Annotated in this window: 11 protein-coding genes; all 11 read left to right on the top strand. The window is 68.9% G+C overall.

Annotation, left to right across the window (positions count from 1 at the left end; genetic code table 11):
* Window positions 1-48: 48 nt before the first annotated feature.
* The 11 genes from C9992_RS10145 (at window position 49) to C9992_RS10095 (ending at window position 25,607) form a co-directional block, all read left to right on the top strand.
* A complete protein-coding gene (locus tag C9992_RS10145; protein WP_235008178.1) occupies window positions 49-813 on the top strand; it encodes a peptidase M23 in 765 nt (254 codons plus the stop codon).
* Window positions 814-961: 148 nt separating this feature from the next.
* Complete coding sequence (gene dnaK / locus C9992_RS10140; protein WP_106815491.1) at window positions 962-2,827, top strand: molecular chaperone DnaK; 1,866 nt, start codon at window positions 962-964, stop codon at window positions 2,825-2,827.
* A 2-nt stretch (window positions 2,828-2,829) separates the two neighbouring features.
* Window positions 2,830-3,444, top strand: a complete 615-nt coding sequence (locus tag C9992_RS10135) for a nucleotide exchange factor GrpE (protein ID WP_106815490.1) — start codon at window positions 2,830-2,832, stop codon at window positions 3,442-3,444.
* 16 nt (window positions 3,445-3,460) lie between these two features.
* On the top strand, window positions 3,461-4,459 hold the full coding sequence (locus C9992_RS10130; RefSeq protein WP_106815489.1) for a DnaJ C-terminal domain-containing protein: 999 nt from the start codon (window positions 3,461-3,463) through the stop codon (window positions 4,457-4,459).
* A 145-nt stretch (window positions 4,460-4,604) separates the two neighbouring features.
* Window positions 4,605-5,075, top strand: coding sequence for a heat shock protein transcriptional repressor HspR (locus C9992_RS10125; RefSeq protein ID WP_106815488.1), 471 nt, complete (start codon window positions 4,605-4,607; stop codon window positions 5,073-5,075).
* 496 nt (window positions 5,076-5,571) lie between these two features.
* Entirely contained in the window at window positions 5,572-14,598 is a 9,027-nt protein-coding gene (locus C9992_RS10120) for a DUF7927 domain-containing protein (RefSeq protein WP_160150864.1), read from the top strand.
* Entirely contained in the window at window positions 14,559-15,179 is a 621-nt protein-coding gene (locus C9992_RS10115; protein ID WP_106815486.1) for a DUF11 domain-containing protein, read from the top strand. The genes C9992_RS10120 and C9992_RS10115 overlap by 40 nt, the downstream gene beginning before the upstream one ends.
* A 460-nt stretch (window positions 15,180-15,639) precedes the next feature.
* A complete protein-coding gene (locus tag C9992_RS10110) occupies window positions 15,640-18,168 on the top strand; it encodes a LuxR C-terminal-related transcriptional regulator (RefSeq protein WP_106815485.1) in 2,529 nt (842 codons plus the stop codon).
* Window positions 18,169-18,521: 353 nt separating this feature from the next.
* Window positions 18,522-22,664, top strand: a complete 4,143-nt coding sequence (locus C9992_RS10105; RefSeq protein WP_106815484.1) for a DUF5979 domain-containing protein — start codon at window positions 18,522-18,524, stop codon at window positions 22,662-22,664.
* A 133-nt stretch (window positions 22,665-22,797) separates the two neighbouring features.
* Window positions 22,798-23,961 carry a DUF4185 domain-containing protein gene (locus C9992_RS10100; protein ID WP_106815483.1) on the top strand — a complete coding sequence of 388 codons (1,164 nt, stop codon included), beginning with the start codon at window positions 22,798-22,800 and terminating at the stop codon, window positions 23,959-23,961.
* Window positions 23,962-24,260: 299 nt separating this feature from the next.
* On the top strand, window positions 24,261-25,607 hold the full coding sequence (locus C9992_RS10095; protein ID WP_235008177.1) for an extracellular solute-binding protein: 1,347 nt from the start codon (window positions 24,261-24,263) through the stop codon (window positions 25,605-25,607).
* Window positions 25,608-25,663 lie beyond the last annotated feature (56 nt).

Genomic DNA, 25,663 nt, shown 5'->3' with positions numbered 1-25,663 from the left:
GATCGGTCAGGGGAGCGGACTCACAGGCGGCGCTGCGAGACTTCGGGCATGGCGCGAACCGTGACCCCGCGAGCCGGCGCGCGCGGCACGGGGACTGCCGGGCGCCGGCGCGGAGCGGCGACGGGGCGTGCCATCACCGCCCGCAGCCGCTCGGCATCCGCGCGCCGGAAGGCCGCAGGGCGGGCACGCATCGCCCTGGTCACGGTGTGCGTCACCGCAGCGCTCGCCGCCGTGATCGGAGTCGTGGCGGTGATCGGCAACGCGGTCCGGAGCCTCAGCGAGTGCTCGGCCATCCTCGCCCTCAGCGACGATCGGACCTCGGTCTCCAGCTGGAACGCCGAGCAGCTCGACAACGCCGCCGTCATCATGGCCGCGGGCAGCGACCTCGGACTGTCGCCGCGCGATCAGGCGATCGGCGTGATGACGGCCATGGGCGAGTCGTCGCTGCGCAACCTCGACTACGGCGACTGGGAGACGAGCGGGGTCACCAATCCCGACGGCTCCCGCACCACCTCGATCGGGCTGTTCCAGCAGCAGGACAGCTGGGGTCCGCGCGAGCAGCGCATGGATCCCCACGCCGCGGCGACGCTGTTCTATCGCGCCATGGTCGCGGCGGTGCCCGACGCCGAGCGACAAGCGCTCGACCCGAGCATGATCGCCCATCGCACGCAGATCAACTCCGACGCCGACCACTACGCCGAGTACTGGCCGGCCGCCGTGGCCGTCGTCGAGAAGCTCTCGGGCGCCGACACAGGGCTCCTTCCCGACACTCCCCGCCCGGCGCAATCCACCTCGGGCACGTGCGTAAGTTGAGCCGCGGCGTATCAAGTTTGACTTGACGGATGCTACGACCCCGGCGTATGGTTGAGCCATCGCGACTCAGCTTTGGGTCGACGAGCCGACTTTTCACATAAACCCCGGGCTGCGGCATCCGTCGTCGCCCATATGAAGGAGAGAACACATGGCACGTGCTGTTGGAATCGACCTCGGTACGACCAACTCGGTCGTGAGCGTCCTCGAGGGCGGCGAGCCCAAGGTCATCGCGAACGCCGAGGGTTTCCGCACGACCCCCTCGGTCGTCGCATTCACCAAGGACGGAGAGGTGCTCGTCGGCGAGACCGCCAAGCGCCAGGCCGTCACCAACGTCGACCGCACCGTCTCGTCGGTCAAGCGCCACATGGGCACCGACTGGACGTTCAGCGTCGACGGCAAGAAGTGGACGCCGCAGGAGATCTCCGCGCGCATCCTCCAGAAGCTCAAGCGCGACGCCGAGCAGTACCTGGGCGACACGGTGACGGATGCCGTCATCACGGTGCCCGCCTACTTCAACGACGCCGAGCGCCAGGCGACGAAGGAGGCCGGCGAGATCGCGGGCCTGAACGTCCTGCGCATCATCAACGAGCCCACCGCTGCCGCCCTCGCCTACGGCCTCGACAAGGGCAAGGAAGACGAGCTCATCCTCGTCTTCGACCTCGGTGGCGGAACCTTCGACGTCTCGCTGCTCGAGGTGGGCAAGGACGACGACTTCTCCACCATCCAGGTGCGTGCGACCGCCGGTGACAACCGCCTCGGTGGCGACGACTGGGACCAGCGCCTGGTCGACTACTTGATCAAGCAGTTCAAGGACACCACCGGTGTCGACGTGTCGGGCGACAAGATCGCGCTGCAGCGCCTCAAGGAGGCCGCGGAGCAGGCGAAGAAGGAGCTGTCGAGCTCCACGTCGACGAGCGTCAACCTGCCGTACCTGTCGCTGACCGACTCCGGCCCGGTGTCGCTCTCCGAGACGATCACGCGCGCGAAGTTCGAGGACCTCACCAAGGATCTGCTCGACCGCACCAAGAAGCCGTTCGAGGACGTCATCCGCGAGGCCGGCATCAAGGTGTCCGACATCGACCACGTCGTGCTCGTGGGCGGTTCCACCCGCATGCCCGCCGTGTCGGAGCTCGTCAAGCGTGAGACCGGCAAGGAGCCCAACAAGGGCGTGAACCCGGACGAGGTGGTCGCCGTCGGCGCGGCCCTCCAGGCCGGTGTCCTCAAGGGCGAGCGCAAGGACGTTCTTCTGATCGACGTCACCCCGCTGAGCCTCGGCATCGAGACCAAGGGCGGCATCATGACGAAGCTCATCGAGCGCAACACGGCCATCCCCACCAAGCGCTCGGAGACCTTCACCACCGCCGACGACAACCAGCCGTCGGTCGCGATCCAGGTCTTCCAGGGCGAGCGCGAGTTCACCCGCGACAACAAGCCGCTGGGCACCTTCGAGCTGACCGGCATCGCGCCGGCTCCTCGCGGCATCCCGCAGATCGAGGTCACGTTCGACATCGACGCCAACGGCATCGTCCACGTGTCGGCGAAGGACAAGGGCACCGGCAAGGAGCAGTCGATGACCATCACCGGCGGCTCGTCGCTGCCGAAGGAGGACATCGAGCGCATGGTGCGCGAGGCCGAGGAGCACGCCGCCGAAGACAAGAAGCGTCGTGAGGCGGCCGAGGTCCGCAACCAGGCCGAGACGCTCTCGTACTCGATCGAGAAGCTGATCAAGGACAACGAGGACAAGCTCCCCGAGGACGTCAAGAACGACGTGCAGGCGGACGTCGACGCCCTCAAGACCGCGCTGGCGGGGGAGGACGACGAGGCCGTGAAGACCGCGTTCGACAAGCTCAACCAGAGCCAGGGCAAGCTGGGCGAGGCGATCTACGCGTCGAACCAGGCTTCGCAGCCGGCTCCGGATGCCGCGGCGGGCGAGTCGCCCGACGGCCAGGGCTCCACGAGCACGGATGAGGACGTCGTCGACGCCGAGGTCGTGGATGAGGACGAGACGAAGTAATCATGGCTGACAAGAACTTCGAAGAGCCGCGGGACGAGTCGGTCCCGGAGCCCGTCGAAGGGTCGTCCAGCGTGCCGGGGTCGGAGGAGCAGTCCTCCGGCCCCGCGCCGCAGGAGGATCCCGACGAGCTCACGGTGGACGACATCCTGGGGGCCGAGCAGAGTGCCGAAGCCGCGGCCGAGGATGCGGTCCTCGCCGACCTCGAGTCGCAGCTGCTGAACGACCTGAAGCGCCTGCAGGCGGAGTACGCGAACTACCGTCGCCGCACCGAGGAGCAGCGCGAGATCGAGATCGAGCGCGCACAGGGGGCGGTGGCCAAGGGACTGCTGCCCGTGCTCGACGACCTCGACCGTGCCCAGAAGCACGGCGACCTCGAGGAGGGCTCACCCTTCGCCGCGATCGCCGAGAAGCTGCGCGGCGTCGCCGAGCGCATGGGGCTGGTCACCTACGGCGCGGCGGGTGAGATGTTCGACCCGCAGCAGCACGAGGCGATCTTCCAGGTGCCGACCCCCGGGACGACGGACCCGACGATCCTGGAGGTCGTCGAGATCGGCTACCGCCTGGGTTCTGTGGAGCTGCGTCCCGCCAAGGTCGTCGTCGCGGTGCCGGCCGAGTAGTCCGAGGGGAGGATCCATGGCCAGTCAGGACTGGTTCGACAAGGACTTCTACTCGGTGCTCGGCGTCTCGAAGGACGTCAGCGAGGCGGACCTCAAGAAGACGTACCGCAAGCTCGCCCGCAAGTATCACCCGGACTCAAACCAGGGGGACGCCGCTGCCGAGGCGAAGTTCAAGGAGATCAGCGAGGCGTACTCGGTGCTCTCCGACCCCGAGCAGCGCACGGAGTACGACCAGATCCGCGCGATGGGCTCGGGCGCCCGCTTCACGGCGGGCGGCCAGGGCGGCGCCGGCGGCTTCGAGGACGTCTTCTCGATGTTCAACCAGGGCCGCGGTGGGCGGTACCAGACCGCCGAGGACTTCGACGACATCTTCGCGATGTTCAATCAGCAGCAGCGGGGCACGGGCTTCGGCTCGGGACGCTTCGGGCAGCCGAGCGGCGGGTACCGCGGCTTCGGGGGCCCCACGCGCGGCGCCGACGTCACCGCGCGCACGACGATCGACTTCGTCACCGCGACCAAGGGCGAGACCATCACGCTGCAGGGCGAGGACGGCAAGCCGTTCAAGGTGAAGATCCCCGCCGGCGTGGCCGACGGACAGAAGATCCGACTGCGTGGACGTGGCCGGCCGTCGCCCGACGGCGGTGAGAACGGCGACATCGTCGTGCAGGTCACGGTGCGCCCGCACCCGGTGTTCAGCCGCGAGGGATTGAACCTGCGCGTGACGGTCCCGGTGACCTTCACCGAGGCTGCGCTCGGCGCCACGATCGAGGTGCCCACCCTCGGCGGCGACCCCGTCCGGCTGCGGGTGGCACCCGGAACCCCCTCGGGACGTGTGCTGCGGGTCAAGGGCCGGGGCGTGCAGACGGCCAAGGGCACCGGCGACCTGCTCGCCGAGGTGCAAGTGGCCGTGCCGTCCCACCTCGACGACGCCGCACGAGAGGCGCTCGAGCGCTTCCAGTCCCTCGAGCCCAAGGAGAACCCGCGCGCCGACCTGATGGCCAAAGCGCGAGGCTGACATCATGTACGGCGTTCCTCGGTCGTTGAGCGAGCGAAGCGAGACGAAACGCGTTCCTCGGTCGTTGAGCGAGCCGAAACGCGTTCCTCGGTCGTTGAGCGAGCGAAGCGAGACGAAACGCGGACCGGGATCAGGGAGGTGACACATGGGTGAAGACCACGAGATCGATGAGGATGCCCCGATCTTCGCCATCGCCGTGGCCGCCGAACTGGCGGGCATGCACCCGCAGACCCTCCGGCAGTACGACCGGCTCGGGCTTGTCGTGCCCGCTCGCACCCAGGGCGGGTCTCGTCGCTATTCGCTGCGGCACGTGGAGCAGCTGCGGGAGGTCGCCCGCATGTCTTCGGACGGCATGGGGCTTCCGGCGATCATGCGCATCCTCGAGCTCGAGAACCGGGTACAGGAGCTGCACAGCCGGGTGCGCGACCTCGAGGACCGCATGCGTGCGGAGCTCGAGAAGCGCCCGGGTGCCCGTGTGTTCGCCGCCGGCGCGACCGGCTCGGTCGTGACCCTGCGGCAGGGGACCCGGGTGCGGCGGGCGACGGAACTCGTCGTGTGGCGGCCTCGCACGCCTCTTCCTCCCGCGGCGGGCCCCGAGCGACCGTCGGACGACTGACGCGACTCGCCACCGCGCAGACCGTGGAGCCGAGCGGCCCGAAGGTCGTGGGTACGGCGCGCGAATTCGGCGAGCGGGTGATGCCGCGGGTGAAGATTCGCCGCAACGCGGGTTTCCCTGATAAAAACCTGAATGAGCCGGTCGAGGATGACACGCGACCGGCGCCACGCGTGGCAGTTCCCCAGTTGCCACGCGTCCGAGGCCCCATGTGCGGCCTCGGCCCGAGCCCCGTCGGACCCCAGCCGGCGGGGCTCTTTTCAGGGCTCGGAGCACCAGACCGGGTGATACGCCGGGTGAAATTTGTGTGAGACGGTTCTCATCGACGATAGCCTCGCGCTCGAAGTCCCTCGTCGGCACAGCGTCGGCGGCTGGGAACTCAGCACGCGGTCGGGCAGGGCTCACCGCGAAAACTCGGGGGAGTGGCATGGCGAGGCGTCAGCGCGCGCGTATCGGCGAACACAGCGTACGGAGCATCCGGCGGATCGGAAGGGCCACAGTGGCTGCCCTCGCGGCGACCCTCATGGTGGTCTCCGGGGCGACAGCGGCTGATGCCGCGATCGTGGCAGCGCACGAGATCACGGCGAACTGGGCGGCACCGGTGCCGACGAGCGTGCAGTACGGCAACCCGGTCATCGCCGAGTGGCACATCAACACCAACGACGCCGCGCAGCCGGAGTCGAACGAAGACGTGACCAACGTCACCGTCACGCTGACCGCGAGCAACGGGAAGTTCGCCAGCCTTCCGTCCGCGTGCAAGACGACCGGCGCGACGCCGGTCTCGTCGATCTCGGCCGACGGGGTCACGCTCGTGTGCAACGTCGGCACGGTGAAGGCGGGAACGGCGACGGTGCTGCAGACCCCCATCCGGGCGACGAGCACGAACGGCCAGCCGCTCTCCGCCTCGGGCACGGTCACCTCCGACCAGGCCGCGGCCCCGTCGACGGTCGCGGCCCAGACGCCACTGCCGGTCACGTACAACTACGGCATGGACCTCGTCATCTCGACGCCGTCCAGCGCGCCCGCAGAGGGCGGTCAGCGCTCGCGTGTGCTGGTGAACAATCAGCCGCGGTACCAGATGATCGTCGACTGGGCCGTCGCCGCGAACGTCGGAAGCCGGCCGGGACCGGTGAACTACTCGTTCGTCCTCAACGTGAGCTCCACGTCGACGGGAGCCAACACCAACCTCATCGCCCCGACCGAGTGTCGCCCCGTCAACGGCGAGGTCGCCGCCGGCATCCCGTTCTCGGCGACGAACCGTCCGGACCGTGCGGCGTTCCCCGGCGGCTGCACTCTCACCAAGCTCAATGCCACGCAGTACCGCGTGACGCTCACCAACATCGACTACAGCCTCACTCGCGTACCGGTGAACGATTCCAAAGGCCAGGCGCTGCCCGCGGGGCGCAACTACATCGCTTCCGGCGCCCTGATCTTCAACCACCCCTATCCGGTGACGGCCAGCCAGACCTTCTCCTTCGCGGCCGCCGCCCCCGCCTGGACGTACCCCGGCACCACCCAGACCACGGCCGACCCCGCCGCGAACAACACCGACGCGGTCACCCTGTATCCCGAAGGTGACTTCAGCAACCACTGGGCCGGCACTCCGGCAGCATCACGATCCGCCTGGGACGACCAGCTGTTCGTCGCGCCCGGGGCGGGATCGACCTGGACACTTCCCAGCCCCACCGGGCAGGCCGCGGGCCAGCCGCTGCCGTTGTACATGCAAGCGAACAGCTTCGCGTGGAACGACTACCGCGGGCCGAACGCGGGCAACATCGCCGGCGTCTGCACGATGAACCAGACGGCGACCACCGTCCCCGCGCCCGAGAGCAACAACTTCGTGCTCCGGTACATGGACGGTGGCGGATTCGATGGTGCACGAGGCGGTTACCAGCAGATGCCGACTCTGCGTTACTGGTACACGACCGCCAACATCGACACCCGCACGTTCACGTGCGATTCGACGGCCGTCACGTGGGTCAGCGCCACCCCCGCCGGGGGAGTGGTCACGGGCGACCCGCGGGTGACCGGCACCAGTGTGGTATCGCTTCCGGCCAACGTCACGGCCGTGAAGGTCACGTGGAACCCGGCCGTCGACAAGCCGCTGTACGTGTTCGTCCGCGGCTTCGGCTACATCAAGGCGAACGCGACGCCGTGGGTCGCCGGGCAGGTGGACATCCGCGACGAAGGCTGGACCGTCGGGTCGTTCAACCGCCCGAACGTCGTGACCGGCTCGGCGAACACCTGGTACAACGCGGGCCACAGCAGCGGCAGTGTCAACACGGCCACCCCGTGGAGCGCGTACACCGCGGCCGGCCACGGCACGAATGCCTACCGTGATGTGTTCCGCATTATCGGCAACACCGGCACGATCTCGAAGTCGGCGAGCCCGCAGACGGCCGGTCCCGGTCAGCCGGTGACCTACACGGTGCGCGCCGCCACCAACAGCACGACGACACCGCCGACGAACAGCAACCTCACCGTCGTCGACCTGCTGCCGGCGGGGATGCAGTACATCGCCGGATCGGCACGGATCGACGGCACCGCCGTCACCCCCACGTCCACGACAGTGAGCGGGCGGCAGCAGCTGACCTTCGCCATGACCAACTCGCCGGCGAACACGCAGCGCGTGATCACGTACCAGGCGATGCTTCCGGCGAACGCCACGGTCGCCCCCGGCACCACCCTCACCAACACGGCCGAGGTTCGCGTACCTGGCGACAACCGCGAGCTCGCGCTCAGGCAGGCCTCGGCATCCGTCGTCGTCCCCAACAACGGCACCACCACGTTCGGCAAGAGCTCGGCCGCGACGTTCGTGCCCTACGCCGGCGGCAGCTCGTTCTGGCGCATGACGCTCAACTCGCTCGATCCGTCGTCGAACGCCTACACCGACACCATCGACGTCCTGCCCTACAAGGGGGACGAGAACGGCACGAACATCGACGGCGGTTACGAGGTCACGCGCGTCAGCGTGCCGGCGACCACGTGGCGTGTGTTCTACACGACGACCGCCCCCAGCACGCTGAGCGACGATCCGCGCACGAAGTCGAACGGCACCAACCCGGGCGCGATCGCCGGCAACACGGTGGGATGGACCGCCGTCACGCTGAGCGGAACGAACGCCGCGATTCCCGCGAGCGCCACCGCGATCCGCGTCATCGGCCCTGCGCTCGCGCCGGGCGCTCAGCAGTCGTTCGACGTGCACTTCACGACCTCGCCGCCGTCGAGCACCGACTGTGCGACGCCCGCGGCCGCCGACAACAAGCCGGGTCAGGTCATCGTCAACGCCGCCACGAGCATCGCGGCGCACACCGGACTGCCGATGAAGTCGTCGGCGACAACGACGATCGCGGACTGCAACCAGATCGAGATCAAGAAGTACGTCCTCGAGAAGGGCGGCGACCGCACCGACCCCGATGCGTGGCACGACGCGCAGGACGCCAGTGATTTCGCACAGTACGCCCGCGACGACTCGGTGCCCTACCGCATCACGGTCACCAACCGCGGCACCGGACCGCTCACGAACGTCGCCGTGGCCGATCCGATGTTCCCGCAGTGCGCCTTCACCGTCGCCATGCTGGCCGCAGGAGCCTCGGAGTCCCGCGAGTGCACCGCAGGCCCCGCAGCGCTCGGCACGACCATCAACGAGGCGTTCGTCAACGTCACGCCTCCGGTCGGCGAGCCGCTGACCGCAAGCGACCCGGCCGGGATCGTGGTGCCGCTGCCTCCCGCCGTCACGAAGACGTCGAACCCGGCCGCCGGCACCCCGGTGCTCGCCGGTGACCGCATCACGTACACGGTGACGGTCACCGAACCCGAGGACAGCCCCGCACCGTTCCTGTCGCCGAGCTTCGTCGACGACCTGTCCAGCGTCCTCGACGACGCGGTCATCGACGAGGACAGCATCACCGTCGCGACCTCGGCCGAGGACGGCGACCCCGGTTCGGCCGTCCTCGACGGCAACGCGCTGCGCTGGTCGTCGGAGAGCATCTTCCCCGGCGAGGTGATCACCATCAGCTACTCGGTCACGGTCAAGGACTACGACCAGGTCGGCGACCATCGCCTGCGCAATGCGGTGACGCCCGGCACCGACATGGAGTGCGACACCTGCACGACAGAGCACCCCGTGCCCGGCATCCATTTCACCAAGTCCGCAACGCCGTCCGTGGTGACGCCGGGCGGCACGGTCACCTACACGATCGACATCCGCAACACCGGTCAGGTCGCCTACGGCGCGAACGGCTTCGCTGCGGCGTCCGTCACCGACCCGCTGACTGATGTGCTCAAGGATGCCGCGTGGGTCGGTTCCTCCTCCCCCGGCGTCTCCTTCGACCCGGCGACCGGCGTGACGTGGAGCGGACCTCTCGAGGTCGGTGCGAGCACGTCGTTCAGCTTCCAGGTGCAGGTCAACCCCGCGGGTGTGGACGAGGACACGCGCGATGACCGCCTGGAGAACACCATCGTCTCCGAGACGCCGGGCAGCAACTGCGCCGAGAACTCGACGGACCCGGACTGCGACGCTGTCGTGCGGGTGCAGTCGTACACGGTGGAGAAGTCGACGGCCGAGACGCCCGTGGTGCGCGGCGACGTCGTCACCTACACGCTGACCGTGCGCAACACGGGAGAAGTGGCCTACACCGCCGAGAACCCGGCATCGTTCGACGACGATCTGACCGACGTCCTCGACGACGCCGACTTCGTGATCGGCAGCGCGACCGGCGGCGCCGTCTTCGCTGACGAGCACCTGACCTGGTCAGGCACGCTCGCCGTCGGCCAGGTGCGCACCTTCACCTACTCGGTGGCGGTCAAGCAGACGCCCAACCCCGACAGCATGACGCTGAACAACACGGTCACCCCGACCGGCGTGGGCGGCGCATGTGCGGGCGACGGGCTGTGCGACACGTCCACGCCGATCGCGCAGTTCCACGTCGAGAAGTCCGCCGACCCGGCGTACGTGAACCCCGGCGGCACGGTGCACTACCGCATCGTGGTGACCAACACCGGTGGCGTCGCGTTCACGGATGGCTTCCCGGCATCCTTCCGCGACTCGTTCGCCGGGATCGTGGATGACGGCGAGCTGGATGCGACAGTGGACGATGACGGCCAGATCGTGGACGGCAGCGTCACCTGGTCCGCCGGCGATCTGACCTATCAGGGCTCGGTGCTCGACTGGTCGGGCCCGCTGCCCGTCGACGGCACGGTGACGATCGAATACGACGTCCTCGTCGACAACCCCGACCGAGGCGACCACCTTCTCGCCAACCGCATCACGACGCCCACCGGCCTCGCGAACTGTGACACCGGCTCGACCGACCCCGTCTGTGAGACGGAGACCCCGGTCCAGTCGTACGAACTGGTGAAGGTGGCCAGCACGGGCGTCGCCGAAGTCGGGGACGATGTGATCTACACGATCACCGTCCGCAACACCGGCCGCGTGCCGTACCCGGCAGGTGACGGCGAGCCGCAGGCGGCGATCTCCGACCCCATCGGCGACGTGCTCGAGCACGCGACGTACCTCGGCGACGTCCAGGTGGTCTCCGGCGGCGGTGTCGCGGACTACGACGCCGGCTCGCAGACGATCACCTGGATCGGCGACCTGCCGGTGGGTGACGGCGAGGTCGTGATCACGTACACCGTCGAGATCACCTCGGCGACCGCTCCCGGCGAGAGGCTGCTCAACCGCGCGAGCACCGACAGCCCCGGCGGCAACTGCGACCCGTCCGTCGACCGCGACATCGCCGACCCCCGCTGCTGGGTGGAGATCCCGACGCGCTCGTACGAGGTCGTCAAGTCGGTCGACGACACGATCGTGGAGCCGGGTCAGCAGGGCCCGACGTACACGATCACGGTCACCAACACCGGCTCGGAGGACTACACCGGCACGGCCATCGGCGACGACGACGCCGCGGAGATCCGCGACGACCTCACCGACACGCTCGGCGACTCGGGCAACCCGATCCTCGTGTCCCAGCCCGCGGGGTGGCAGGTCACGTTCGACGGCGGTGTCCTCGTGGCGGCCGGGCCTCTGGCCGTGGACCAGACCGTCACGTTCGTCTACACCGTCGACGTCGATGAACCCGACACCGGTGATCATCGCATGGACAACCGGGTGGAGACCCCGCCCGGCCGCGGCGGGAACTGCACGCCGATGTCGACGGACCCGAACTGCGACGTGACCGTGCTGGTACGCGAGTTCACGGTGGAGAAGACCGTCGCACCGCAGGTCGCCGAGGTGGGTGACACCGTCGTCTACACCGTGACGGTGCGCAACACCGGAGCGGTCGCGTACACCGCGGGCGACCCCGCCGGTTTCAGCGACGACCTGACCGACGTGCTGCGCGATGCGGAGTGGGGTGCGGTGCTGCAGGGCGGAGCCGCGTTCGACGGCACGAACACGCTCACCTGGTCGGGCGCACTGCCGATCGGCGGTGAGGCGATCATCCGCTATACGGTCGTCGCCAACGGCGAGACGGACGACGACATCCTCGTCAACGGGGTGGAGCCGGTCGGACCCGGCGGCTCGTGCGTCGACGACGACAGCTGCACCACCGAGGTGCGGATCCGGTCGTTCCAGTACGAGAAGACGGTCGACGCCACGTCGCTCACCGAGGGCGACGACGTGACCTACACGATCACCGTGCGCAACACCGGCGCCGTCGCGTACACCGACGCCCTCCCCGCCGACATCGTCGACGACCTGTCGGGCGTGCTCGATGACGCCGGCGGCCTGCGCGACATCACGATCGCCCCCGATCAGGGCGAGGCCACCGTGACCGGCAGTGCACTGCGCTGGGCGGGACCTCTCGGAATCGATCAGACCCTGACCATCCGCTACACGCTGACGGTGGACGACCCCGACACGGGTGACCACCACCTGGTGAACGCGGTCACGAGCTCCACCGGCGAGTGCGCGGCAGCCGGGGACTGCACGACCGACACTCCGGTGCGCAGCTACCTCGTCGAGAAGTCGTCGAGTCCTGCGGTCGTCACCCCGGGCGAGGATGTCGCGTACGCCATCACCGTGACCAACACCGGTGCGGTCGCGTACACCGACGCCGATCCGGCGTCGTTCACCGACGACCTCTCCGACGTGCTCGACGTCGCCGGCGCGCCGTCCGACCTCGCGGTGGAGGGCGACAGCGACAACCTGCCGACGTGGCACGCCGACCAGTCGGAGCTGCGCTGGCAGGGCGAGCTGCCTGTCGACGGCGTGGTCATCATCCGCTACACCGTGACGGTCGACGCTCCGGTGGCCGAAGACGCCGACTTCCTTCTGGAGAACGTGGTCACGCCCACGGGCCCGGGCGGAGAGTGCGGCGACTGCGACACGGTCACGCCGATCCGCGCGTACGACACGGTGAAGACGGCGAGCCTGCGCCAGGCGAGGCCGGGCGACGTCGTGACGTACACCGTCCGGGTCGAGAACATCGGCCAGGTGGCGTACGCCGCACCGACGCAGGCGACCTTCACCGACGACCTGGGCGGTGTGCTCGACGACGCGACGGGCCCGACCGCCCTGACCGGCGGCGCCACGTTCGCGGACGGCGTGGTCTCGTGGGCGGGCGACCTGCCCATCGGCGGGGTCGCGGTCGTCACGTACGCGGTCACCGTGCTCGACCCGGCTGAGACCCCGACTCCCCCGGCCGACGGCATCCTGCGCAACGCGGTGCTCACGCCGCCCGAGGGAGGCTGCGCGCAGCCGACGGCCCCGGACTGTGCGACCGAGACGCCGGTGCGCGCGCTGCACTTCGAGAAGACGGTCGACCAGGAGGTCGCCTTCGCGGGCGACGTGATCGAATACACGATCACCGTCGAGAACACCGGTGCCGTGGACTTCACCGCGCAGGCGCCGGCGCAGTTCGACGACAGCCTGTCGCGCGTGCTCGAAGACGTCACGACGGTCACGGAGGAATCGCTCCAGCTGGAGGCGAGCGCCGGTGAGGCACGGTTCGATGCACCGCGCAGCACCATCCACTGGGAGGGACCGCTCGCGGCAGGGGCGACCGCGACGATCACTTATCAGGTGACGATCGCGAACCCCGACCGGGGCGACCACTCGCTGGCCAACCGGATCGTGACACCGCCCGACATCCCGTCGAACTGCGGTCCCGACTCGGACGACCCGCTGTGCGACACGACGACGCTGGTGAAGGAGTACCACCTGTCGAAGTCGGCGGACAAGACCGAGTTCTTCCCCGGGGACGTCGTGGCGTACACGATCACCCTCACGAACACGGGCCAGGTGGCGTACACCGCCGACGAACCGGTCGTGTGGGAGGACCCGCTCACCGAGGTGCTCGACGACGCCGTGTACAACCTCGACGCTGCCGCGTCCTCTTCGGTGGACGGTGCGACCGTGAACCCCGTGGCTTGGGACGCGGATGCCGGCACGCTGAGCTGGAGCGGCGCGCTCGAGGTCGGCGAGGTGGTCACGTTCACCTACACGGTGAGCGTGAGCAACCCGGTACCGGACGGAGCCGACAAGATCCTCTTCAACCGGGTCACCTCGACCACACCGGGAGGCAACTGCTCGCCCACGAGCGAGGACCCGATGTGCGAGGTCGACCTCGGCGGGCCCTCACTCCACGTGGAGAAGACCTCGACCACGCAGACCGCGTTCGCCGGTCAGGTCATCGAGTACGCCATCACCATCACCAACGACGGCGGCATCGATTGGACGACCGCCCGCCCCGCGCAGATCGACGACTCGCTCGTGGACGTGCTGGACGACGCGACCTACAACGGCGATGCCACACAGGGCGCGCAACTGGTCGGCTCCCGCCTGCAGTGGCGGGGCCCGCTCGCCGTCGGAGACTCGCTCACCATCGAGTACTCGGTCACGGTCAACGCACCCCGGACCGGCGACGGCATCATCGACAACGTCGTGACGACGCCTGCGGAGGTGCCGAGCAACTGTGTCGCGATCCCGGCGCAGAACCCCGACGAGTCGGCGGGTGGCGCTGCCGATCCGGCCGCCTCGACCGACCCGGATTGCGCCACGCGCACCCTGGTGCAGTCGTACGAGACGGTCAAGTCCTCCGACGCCGGCGAGAAGGTGAAGCCCGGCGACACCGTCACCTACACGATCGTCGTCCGCAACACCGGTCAGGTCGCGTACACGGAGGACGAGCCCGCCCTGTTCGTCGACGACTTCACCGGCGTGCTCGACGACGCCCGCTACCGGGCGGACGCGACCGGCGGCGCGACGTTCGAGGCGCCGAAGCTCTCGTGGACAGGAAGCCTCGGCGTCGGCGAGGTGACGACGATCACGTACAGCTTCGTCGTGAACGAGCACGGTGGCGACAACGTGATGCGCAATGTGCTGTTCAGCTCGGGCGAGATCGGCGGCAACTGCGTGGATCCGAGCGTCGTCGACTGCCAGGTGAGCACTTCGGTGGAGCGACCGCTCGCGATCACCGGCGGCGGCATCGCACTGCCGCTGCTCGGGCTGCTGGTCGCCCTCTTCGCCGGGGGTGGACTCTTCCTATGGCTGAGCCTGCGCCGACGCAGCCGGCGGGACGCATGAGGTCACTGGTCGCTCTGGCGATCACCCTGCCGGCGCTGCTGATCGCAGCGCCGGCAGCAGCCGTGGCGGCCGGCGATGCGATCTCCGTCACCGTCTCGGACGAGGTGGATGAGGCGACTCCCGGTGACACCGTGCGCTACACCGTGGTCGTCGAGAACGCGGGGGATCAGCCGTTCTCGGGCACGGTGAATCTCCGCGTCCCGGAGTTCGTCGAGCTGGGGGCATCGGATGCCACGGTCGGCGGGGGTGTCGCCAGCTGGAGCGCCGAGATCCCGGCTCAGGGTTCGGCCAAGTTCCAGGCGGTGATCCTCGTGGGGGAGGTCCCTGAAGACGCGTACCAGGTGGTGACGCTCGCCGAGGTGGTGGATCCGCGCGGAGGTGTCGTCGTACGCGCCGCCGATGCGAACGAGATTCCCGGCGCACAGCGCCCCGCCGACGTCCCGGGGCTCACCGCCCCGACGGCGCACCTTCCGGAGTGGCTGATGCCGGCGGGAATCCTCGCCGCCGTGATTCTGGCCGCTGTCTCGCTCGCGACCTTCGGGATGCTGATGGCTCGACGGAAGCGGCCGCGCACCGGCTGAGTCACCGGCATCCTTCGGCGAGGCCCCCTCATCGGCACGCGACCGGTTGACCGCCGAACGGCGCGGATGCCGATTATGGGAATGTTCTCAGGTAACGTTGAAGAACGTTTCAGGGTGCGCGTGTGCGTTCACCCGGGAGCCTCCAGGGGGGAAGCTGTGAACCGTCGACTGTTGATGCCCGATTCCTCGGTCAGTCCGGATCCGACGAAGCGGTATCCACCGCCGCGCGCAAGCGCACAAGCGCTCAGCTCCTGAAGCGGCGTCGTTCGACCGCGCATCCGAGGCCGCCGGCGGGCACGCTCGACGACCCGCCAGAGTCGCCGCCCTGGCGTCTCGGCATCCTCAGAGCGTTCGAACGGACGCCACAGCGTGGAACGACTCACCGGGTTCCGGGGCGGGAGGGCGCGGATCGGGTGACAGACAGAGAACTCTGGGGTGAGACGAAGGAAACGAAATCGACGTGTGGCAAGTACAGCGGCTCGATGTCGGAGTGCCCCGAGTCCCGGCGGACGTCATCGCCCGACCGCGAGTGACCGACCTCCTGGAGGATGCCGCACCGCTCACCGTCGTCCGCGGCGCGTGCGGCGCCGGGAAGACCGTCGTACTGCACGAGTGGGTTCAGCGAACGAGCGACCGAGTGCTGTGGATCACCGCCGACCCCGCCGCGACCGACAGCGTGGGGCTCGCACGGATGATCGCCCGACGCCTGGGCGGTGCGAGGGAGCAGGGAGCGCCGCCGGCAGAAGAAAGCTGGGACGGGGTGCGCCGCATGCTGGCCGGGCAGGAACAGCCGCTCACCATCGTCGTCGACGACGCGGCGATCCTGAGCCGGGAGGCGCTGGTCGATCTCTGCGAGACGCTCACGCGCGTACCGACCCTGCGGGTGATCGCCGCCGCGAACCGGCGCACCATGCTCGACGACGACGGCGTCACGCTCATGATCGACCGCAAGCTCATCACGCCGTCGCAGTTGATGTTCGACGAGGAAGAGGTGCGGCGCGCGCTGGGGGTCGACGGCGAAGCGGCCCGCAAGGTGCTCGCGATCACCAACGGGTTCCCGGCGGTCATCCATGCGCTCATGAAGCGCTCCATGGTCGACCACCCCTCGGTCCTGGACGAGGCGGTGGAGGCGGTCGAGGAGTACATGAGGATCCGGGTCGTACGCTCCGGCTACGATCCGTCGCTCATCTCCGCGCTGGTGCGGATCAGCGCTGCCGACGTCGTCGACGAGTCACTGGCCCGTGAGCTGAGCGTCGACCCGCGCGCCACCCGGTACCTCGACGAGGCCGAGCGCTACGGCTTCGGAACGTGGACCCACGCGCGCGGTGGACGAGTCTTCTCATTCGCGCCCTTCGCGCGGATGCTGCTGCGGCGGGAGCTGGAGCGGCGCTTTCCCGCGGATCTGCCCGTGCTGCGCACGGCGGTCGTCGAGTGGTCGCTGCGCCACGCTCGCCCGGACCACGCGCTGCGGGTCTCGATCGAGGGCGGCGACTTCGCGTTGGCGCGACGCGTCGTGACCGCGTCATGGTTCGACCTGCTGAACCATGGCGGCACGGTGCGCAGCGTGCTCGGCGGCATCCCGCTCTCGCAGCTGCGAGACGAGCCGCTCCTGCTGATGCTTCTCGCCGTCTGCTACAACGCGGTGCGGGTCCGCCGGCTGCGGGGGCTGCAGCTGTTCCGGATGGCCGTCGCCGCCGCCAATTCCTCCCGCGCCGACCTCAGCACGACCGAGCGGCTGTTCATCTGGGTCGCCGAGAGCGTCGCCCTGCGCGTTCTGGGCATGCACGAGCGCGCCGCCAACGTCGCGGTGCGGGCGCTTCGCCTGCTGTCGGACACCCCCGAGGAGGACAAGGAGCCGTACGCGAACCAGGTGCCGCTCCTGTGCGCACAGCTCGGGATCTCTCTGTACTACGGCGGTGACCAGCGTCAAGCCATCGAGTGCTTCGCGTACGGTGCCGCGGTGGCCGCCGCCGGCGAGGTCGAGCATGCGATCAGCAACCTCTCGATGCTCGGCGGCATCCACGCGCTCAACGGCGACCTGCCGGAGGCTCGCCACTACGTGCGGCTCGTCAGGGAGGGCGGGTGGAGCCGGCGCTACCTCGATGGCTACCAAGGCACGTTCTACCGGATCGCAGAGGCGGTGCTCGCGCTGGAGGAATCCGACGGCCTGCGCGCCGCCGAGCACGTCGCCAAGTTCGCGCCGCACCATGCCACGAGCGAGCACTGGATCGCGATGGCGACCGTGGAGGCACTGGTCTCGGTGCGGCTCGGGCGTGCCGCACTGGGGGCGGCTCAGCTGGAGTCCCTCGTCGAGCTGCGGGGGAGGGAGGGCCACAGCGCCAGTGCTCGCCGTGCTCTCACACGGGTGCGGACCGTCCTCGATCTCGCGCAGGGCAAGACGCAGGCGGCGAAGGCCGTCCTTCACAAGGATGCCCCCGAAGACCGCTTCGAGACCATCGTGGAACGTGCCCGCGTCGCCCTCGTGGACGGCCGGCCCCGAGACACGCTGCGCATCCTCGGCCAGTCGCGGGTGCGCCCGACCAACGCCAGGCTGAGTGCTTCGGCGTCACTGCTGCGTCTGGCGGCCCTGCTGCGCACCGGTGGGCACGCGGCGGCGCAGAACGAGGTGTCCAGCGTCGCGGCTCACTTGTGCGAACGCGGACTTCGCTTCCCCCTCGCACTGCTGCCACCGGCGGACTCACGCGCGGTGCAGGAGCTTCTCGCGACGACATCCATGTGTGAGATCGAACCGGTGGAGTCGGTGCTGCCGGACTCGGCCAGCATCCCTCCGCTCACCGATCGTGAGCTCGTCGTGCTGCGGTCGCTCACCACGGGCCAGCCCCTGTCGGCCGTGGCAGAGGAACTCGGTGTCTCGCCCAACACGGTCAAGACGCAGGTCAAGAGCATCTACCGCAAGCTGGGTGCGGCCGGCCGTGAGGAGGCCATCGCGGCAGCCGCCGCGCACCATCTGCTGACCGACCTGGGGTGATCGCGCAGAGGTGCACCGGGTGATCCACCGGGTGAAAGACCGGGTGAAATTTCGCATACGGGGTGTCTCTTTGCGCTAGAAAGGTAGGCGGCGTCGCCTTCGCGACGCCGGTGCGCGGGGAGGAACGCGGGGGGGCTGCTCGAGCGATCTGAGGATCGCCGTGGTCATCGCCGTGCAACCGGGCATTTTGGGCTGGGTTCGCGGCTGTCACCTGTCGCACCACTCGGGGGAGTGTCTCTGGTGCTGTCACAGGTGTGGTCGTCATGCGCGCCCGCTGGCTGTTCGCAACAGAGGAGAGTGCCTTGTCTTCGTCTCATTCGCCGGGTCATCGGTCGCGACGTCTTCGCTTGCCCGTGCAACGCCTGACGGCCGCGATCGGAGCGATCGGCCTCGCCCTCGTGGCACTGGTCGCCGTGCCGACCGCGGCCTCCGCCGCTCCGAACCCCGCCATCCTCGTGGGCGACGTCACCATCGCGCCCGCCGATCAGCAGGCGACGGTCGGCGACACGCTGACGGTGTCGGGCGATTGGGACGCGCGCGCGGCGAACCCGCAGGAGGGCGACACCTTCACGATCGGTCTGCCTCCCGAGTTCGAGTTCCCGCAGGCCATCCCGTTCCAGCTGAACGGCGAGCTGAACGGCAACCCCGTGGTGTGGGGCAACTGCCTCACCGACCCGGCGACGAGCATCGCAACCTGTACGTTGACGGATGCCGTGCTCTTGGCGCCCGAGCTCGTCCAGGGGACCTGGCAGTTCGACATCGAGGCGGTGCAGGCCACCACCGCGAACCAGGTGACCTTCGATCTCAACGGCGCCCAGGTCCCCGTCAACCTCCCGGGCGGCGGCGGCATCGACGACGGCATCGTGCTTCCCGGCGAGGTGACCAAGTCCGGTGTCATGAACCAGAACAACTGGTCGATGACGTGGACGGTCGACATCCCCGGCGCGAACATGGCCGGCCAGAGCACCGTGACCCTCCGTGACACCCTCGGCGCCGGCCACCAGCTGTGCACCCCGACGGGCCTGAAGGTCGAGACGGTGCGCGGCTCGACGGTCGTCGACGTCACCAACCTGGTGACGACCGCCCCCGCGCCGGGCCAGACCGACTTCACCGTCGTGCTCACCGCTCCGACGAGCGGCTTCGACGCGAACGTCACCTATCGCGTGACCTACCAGACCTGCACCGTGGACGGCGAGATCGATCCGCCCGGCACCACGTACGAGAACTCGGCGCAGATCGAGGGATGGGGCTCTGCCGGCTCCGGCGTCGGACACGTCGAGAACCTGCCCTGGCAGTCCTCGCTCACCAAGTCCGGCAGTGTCCTGGGCGGTGCCGACCGCAACGGAGAGGTGGCGTGGACCGTCGTCGTTCCCGGTGACCAGCTCGTCGGCAAGAACGGGTTCACGCTGACCGAGACGCTCGGTGCCGGGCACCAGCTGTGCGCCGACACGATCAGCGGCATCCAGATCACCGAGCGCTACGGCCCGAGCAGCCAGATGTCGCAGAACATCACCAGTTCGCTCACCGCGACCACGCTGTCGTCTTCGGCGCAGACGTTCCGGGTACGGTACGACATCAGCAACCCGTCGTTCCAGTTCAAGGCCTCGGACTACCGGTACGTCATCACGTACCGTACCTGTGTCACCTCGACCGACCTTCCTTCCGGTGGTACGGCCTATGCAAACCAGGTCGACGTCGACGGTCAGGTCGCCAGCACCCAGGCGACGGTTCCGGCCCGTACCCAGGGCAAGTCCGGACGCATCAACACGACGGCGGTCACGATCGACGGCGTGCAGCACATGCCCCAGACGACCCTCGACTGGGTGGTCACCATCCCGGGCGAGATGATCGAGAACATCGACGACGTGCTGACGCTGACCGACACGTTCTCGGCGTCGCAGAGTGTCTGCGAGGCGGGCGACCCCTCCGGCGGACTGCCGGCGCAGCTGCGGCTGAAGGTCGAGGCGCGCGACCAGATCCAGAACGGCGGTCTCGCCACCGTCGATCTCACCGGTGACACGCAGGCGACGCTCGCCGGCAACGTCCTCACGTTCGACATCGAGGCCACCAACCTGCCGATCCCGACGGGGACCAGCGACGGCTTCTCACGCGAGTACCAGTACGTCATCACGTACACGACCTGCACGACCAGCGGCGGTATGGATGCCCGGGGCACCGTCTACTCCAACGACCTCACCGGTTCGGGCATCAACTTCACGTCCAGCATCACGCAGAACAACAGCGGCAGCGGCACCGGCCAGGGCGTGACCCGCGGGTCGGTCGCCATCGACAAGGTGCTGGCCGACACACCGGGCGCCGAGTTCGTGCCCGATGACGCCGCCTTCACGGTGCACGTCCGCGAGATCGACCCCGCCAACGTGACGCAGAACGAATACGACCTGCAGGTGCCGCTCAGCGGCGCACCGGTCAGCGGACTGAACGCGCGCGGTACCGGATGGAAGGTCGAGCTGACCGAGCCCACCTTCCCTGCGATCCCCGGAGTGACCTTCGGCGCGCCGGAGTTCGCGGAGGGACCCGGCGTCTCGGTGAGCGCGGACGGCACCGTCGCCACGGCAACCATCAACCCGGGTGTGAACGTCTCGGTGACACTGACGAACGAGGCGCTTCTCGGGTCGGTCAGCGTCGCGAAGGCACTGCAGGGCGGTGCGGCGAACCTCGTCGACCCGGACCGCACGTATCAGGTCACGGCATCCATCGACACCACCGCGCTCGGTGCCGGATTCCCCGCGCAGCCCGACCGCGTCGTCGACCTGACCGTCGGTGAGCCGGTCACCCTGGACGAGGTCCCGATCGGCGCGACGGTGAACTTCACCGAGGCGCGCCCCGCCGACGACGACACCCTGACGTGGGCGGCTCCGGTCTTCACTCCGGCGAGCGTCGTGGTCACACCCGCGCACGCCTCCCAGCCGGCGGCGGTCACCGTCACCAACAGCGTCGAACGCACCGTCGGGACCTTCTCCCTCGTCAAGGTCGTGACAGGGGAGCAGGCCGACAACCCCGCGGTGCCCGACACCGTGACCGTGACGGCGAGCTGGGACGAAGAAGGCACGCCGGGGTCGAAGACCCTGACCCTGCCCACCGACGGCACACCGGTGCCCTTCGGTGAGAGCCTCCTGATCGGCACCGAGGTCACCCTCACCGAGACGCCCCTCGTTGACGGCTCGAGCATTGCCTGGGGCGCGCCCGTGTGGTCGGGCACCGGTGTGACTGCCGACGGTCCGTCGGCGGTGGTGACGGTGGGCCGGGATGCCGGTGCGACGGTCACCCTCGAGAACCATGCGGCAACGTCGACCGCGGGCATCACGCTGATCAAGGGCATCGCCGGGGCGGCAGCCGGTGAGGTGGACCCCGCCACGGAGTTCCCCATCACCGCCACCTGGACCGATGAGGACGGGGTCGAGCAGTCCCGCGACCTCGAGATCAACGCCGTCGAGCCCACGCCCCTGGGCGAGGATCTGCCCGCCGGCACGGTCGTGACGATCACCGAGGGAGCCGCTCCCGAGATCGACACCGTCGTGTGGGGATCGATCACGATCTCCGGCGACAACGTCGACGACAACGGCGACGGCTCGGCCACGGTCGTCGTGTCGGACCAGCAGAGCACGGTCGGCCTCGTGACGGTGGTCAATGAGGCCACCTGGGCTCCCGGCACCTTCTCGATCTCCAAGAGCATCGAGGGCGTCCTGCTGGACGACCCGGACGTGCCCGAGACGGTGACCGTGATCGCCACCTGGACCGAGGGCGGTGACCAGCAGTCGGCCGAGATCTCGGTGCCCACCGACGGCACGGTCGTGGAGTTCCCGCAGGAGCTGCCGCACGGCACCGAGGTGACCCTGACCGAGACCGCCCTCGACGACAGTGCGCGCTTCACCTGGGCCGACCCGACGTGGAGCGGTGAGCGCGTCGACGCTGCCGAGGACGCGACGGCCGTGGTCACGATCGCCGCGGCCGACGTCGCGGAGGTGTCGCTCGTCAACACCGCCGTCACCTCCCTCGGAAGTGTCACCATCACCAAGTCCCTCACCGGGGAGGGCGCGGCCCGTTCCACCGGAACCGCGTTCCCGGTGACGGTGAGCTGGACCGACCTGCTCGGCGAGCAGCAGACGCTCGACATCAAGCTGACGGCGGGTGTTCCGCTCGTCGTGGACGACCTGCCACTGGGCACCGAGGTGCGCGTCGAAGAGCGCGCCGCCACCCTCGCCGACCAGGTTCGGTGGGCCGGCGCGCAGTGGAGCTCGGCCGATGACGACGTCACGGTGAGCACGCAGAACGGCAACCCGGTCGCCGTCGTGACGGTCGCCGGGGAACCCGGTGCGACGGCTGCCCTCGCGCTGGAGAACGAACTCGTCATCGACCCGGGACTCGCGGTCACCGGAGCCGACGCCGCGATGGTGTCGGTGATGGCGGGAGTGGCCTCGATCGCGGTTCTTGCCGGCGCGGTGCTCATCTGGGGACGACGCCGCCGCCGGGCGTGATCTGAGGGCCAGAGGGGAAGACGGGCTGGGGCCGTCTTCCCCTCTGGCGTACCCGGCGGACGAGACGAAGACATGAAATCGATTTCGCGAACAGCGGCATTCGTCGTATCGTGACAGGCGATCGAGGAGGATCATGACCGCATCGCGCCCTCGCCGTGTCTTCCGCATCGCCGCGGCAGCGGCATCCGGTTCCCTGCTGATCGGGATGGCCGCCTGCACGGCTTCGCCGACGATGCCGGTCGTGGACACGAGCCAGGAGAAGCCGTTCGTCCTCGAGGGGGTGTCGAACCTCACCGAGATCGCGCAGCTGACCGGGCCGGACGGCATGAACGACACCGAATCGGCGGCCGTCGCCGGAACCGACCTCGGATCCATGACGAACCTCGGCGACCGCACGTACTTCTTCTTCGGCGACACGTTCGGGGAGCGGGCCCCGGACGCGGTGGGCGGTCAAGGCGGCATCTGGAGGTCGAACGCCGCGGCATGGACGACCGACGCCGATCCGTCGGACGGCATCTCCTTCGACGGATGGACGCCGACCGACGAACTGGGATGGGCGCAACCTCTCATCGAAGGTGAGCACGACAGCAACGACGGCGAGGGTGAGGTCACCAAGATCCCGACGCATGGATTCGCCATCGGCGACAGTCTCTACGTCTCGTACATGTCGGTCTCGCACTGGGGCGAGCCCGGGGCGTGGGATGCGAACTACGCGGGTCTCGTGAAGTCCACCGATCGCGGTGAGACGTGGACCGCCCTGGAGAGTCCGCGGTGGCCCGGCGACTCGAACTTCATCCAGGTCGCGCCGGTGATCGTGTCGGACGGCGGCCGGCCGTTCGTGTACTTGTGGGCGATCCCCGCGGGGCGCTTCGGCGGGGTCGCGTTGATGCGCGTGCCGGCGACCGAAGAGGCGGTGGAGGACGCCGACGCCTATTCGTACTTCGCCGGCGCCGACCCGGAGGGCGAACCCCGGTGGGATGCCGATATGGATGCCGCGGAACTGGTCGTCGAGGGAACCATCGGCGAGCTGTCGGTGATGTGGTCGGACTACCTCGAGCGCTGGATCATGACCTACTCGGATGGCGGGAACGCCTATATCCGCGAGGGGCTCACGCCCTGGGGCCCCTGGGACGAGCCGGTGCTGCTGGCCTCGGCGGCCGACTACCCGGGCCTGTACTCGCCGTACCTGAATCCGCGCTACGTCACCGAGGGGGGCAGGCGCATCTTCTTCAGCATGTCGTTGTGGGGCCCGTACAACGTCTTCTGGTTCTCCGTCGACCTGGATAAGGCCTCCTGACGGGCGATTTTCGGGTGATGGGTGAAATCGATTCAACGCCTGGCTCGGACGCCGGCCCGGGCCGGACAGGCGACCCTCCGCGCGGACCCGGTGACATCGCCGTTCTGGCGGCGCACCGAGCAGCCAACGAGATCGACGTGAGCACCCATTGCGCATGAAATCGATTTCGCCTACGCTGGCCGAGGACGAGATCACCGGCGATCCGCACGACGGCGGCATCGCCCGTTCGGCTCAGACCGGGCTTCCTGGCCGGCCACAGCTCCGACTCATCGCAGAGTCGTGTTCCTGAGGAGGGACGAATGCACAAGAGAAACAGCAGGCTCCTGATCGCCGTCGCGGCAGCCGCTGCCGCCGGCACCATCCTGGCCGGTTGCAGTGCCGGTGGCGGAGGTGACGCCGGTGAGGGCGGCGTCACCACGGTTCAGTTCTGGCACCGCACCTTCACGCCGGTCGAGAACGAGTGGTACGCGAACATCGTCAAGCAGTTCAACGAGTCGCAGGACGAGATCAAGGTCGTCGACACGGAGGCGCCCGCGGATGCCTGGGATCAGAAGATGAAGTCCGCTCAGGCGGCGGGCAAGGCGCCCGACATCTACACGTTCTCGGCGAGCATCACCGACGCCGTCAACGCAGGGCAGCTCCACGAGCTCAACGGGCTCGTCCCCGAGGACAAGCTCGACGAGATCATCGAACCCGCGCAGCCGATCTCGCAGATCGACGGAAAGTACTACGCCTACCCGCTGCTCCTCGAACCGCAGACCGTGCTGTTCTGGAACAAGGACCTGCTGTCGGCCGCGGGGCTCGACCCCGAGACCGGCCCCACCACGTGGGACGAGCTGTTCGACATGTGCGCGGCGATCAAGCCGACGCTCGCGGACGGGCAGTACTGCATCTCGCCGGCCAGTGACGCGGTGACCTTCGCGTGGTCGTCGGTCGGTCAGCAGTACAACTTCTCGGGCCACACCGCGCTCAACGAGGACTGGACCGCGCCCGACATCGACGACGACGGCTACCGGCAGCTCATGGAGAACTACAAGACGCTGTGGGACGAGGGCTACATGGCTCAGCAGGCGCTGGACGTGTACGTCGGCGGCAAGGACTTCGGCGAGGAGAAGGTCGCGTTCAAGGTCTCGGGCTCGTGGATGATGTCGGAGATCGGCTCGGACTACTCCGACGTCCTTCCCAAGACCGGCATCGGCGCGTTCCCGAACGCCGCGGACGCCGATGGTCGCGGGGCCACGACGCTCGGCAACTTCCGGTGGGTCATCGACGCCAAGTCGAAGAACGCGCAGGCCGCCGCCGACTTCCTGACCTGGGCGCTGGCGGGCGATCCCGAGCTGCTGGTCCCCTTCTTCGTCGACACCCAGTTCACGAAGGTGCCCGTGCGCCAGTCGGTCCAGGACGCCGTCTCGGCCGATGAGGCAAGCGCCGACGCGCCGTGGTCCTCGATCGTGATGAACGACATCGTGCCCACCGCGATCCCCGAGCCCACCTACCCCTGGGACGTGTCGCTGGCGGTCGGCACGGCGATGGAGTCGGTCATGAAGGGCGCGGCGTCGACGGACGACGCCATCAAGACGGCGGAGGATGCCATCAACACGGTGATCCAGCGCGACGACCTGCCCAGCAAGGCGCCGAAGTCCTAGCGAAGGATCGGGTCCGGGGGCCGATGCGATCGGCCTCCGGACCTGCGCCGGCTCGG

This window comes from Microbacterium timonense (assembly GCF_900292075.1).
Classification (GTDB): Bacteria; Actinomycetota; Actinomycetes; order Actinomycetales; family Microbacteriaceae; genus Microbacterium; species Microbacterium timonense.
This window is presented reverse-complemented; position numbering and strand designations above follow the sequence as displayed.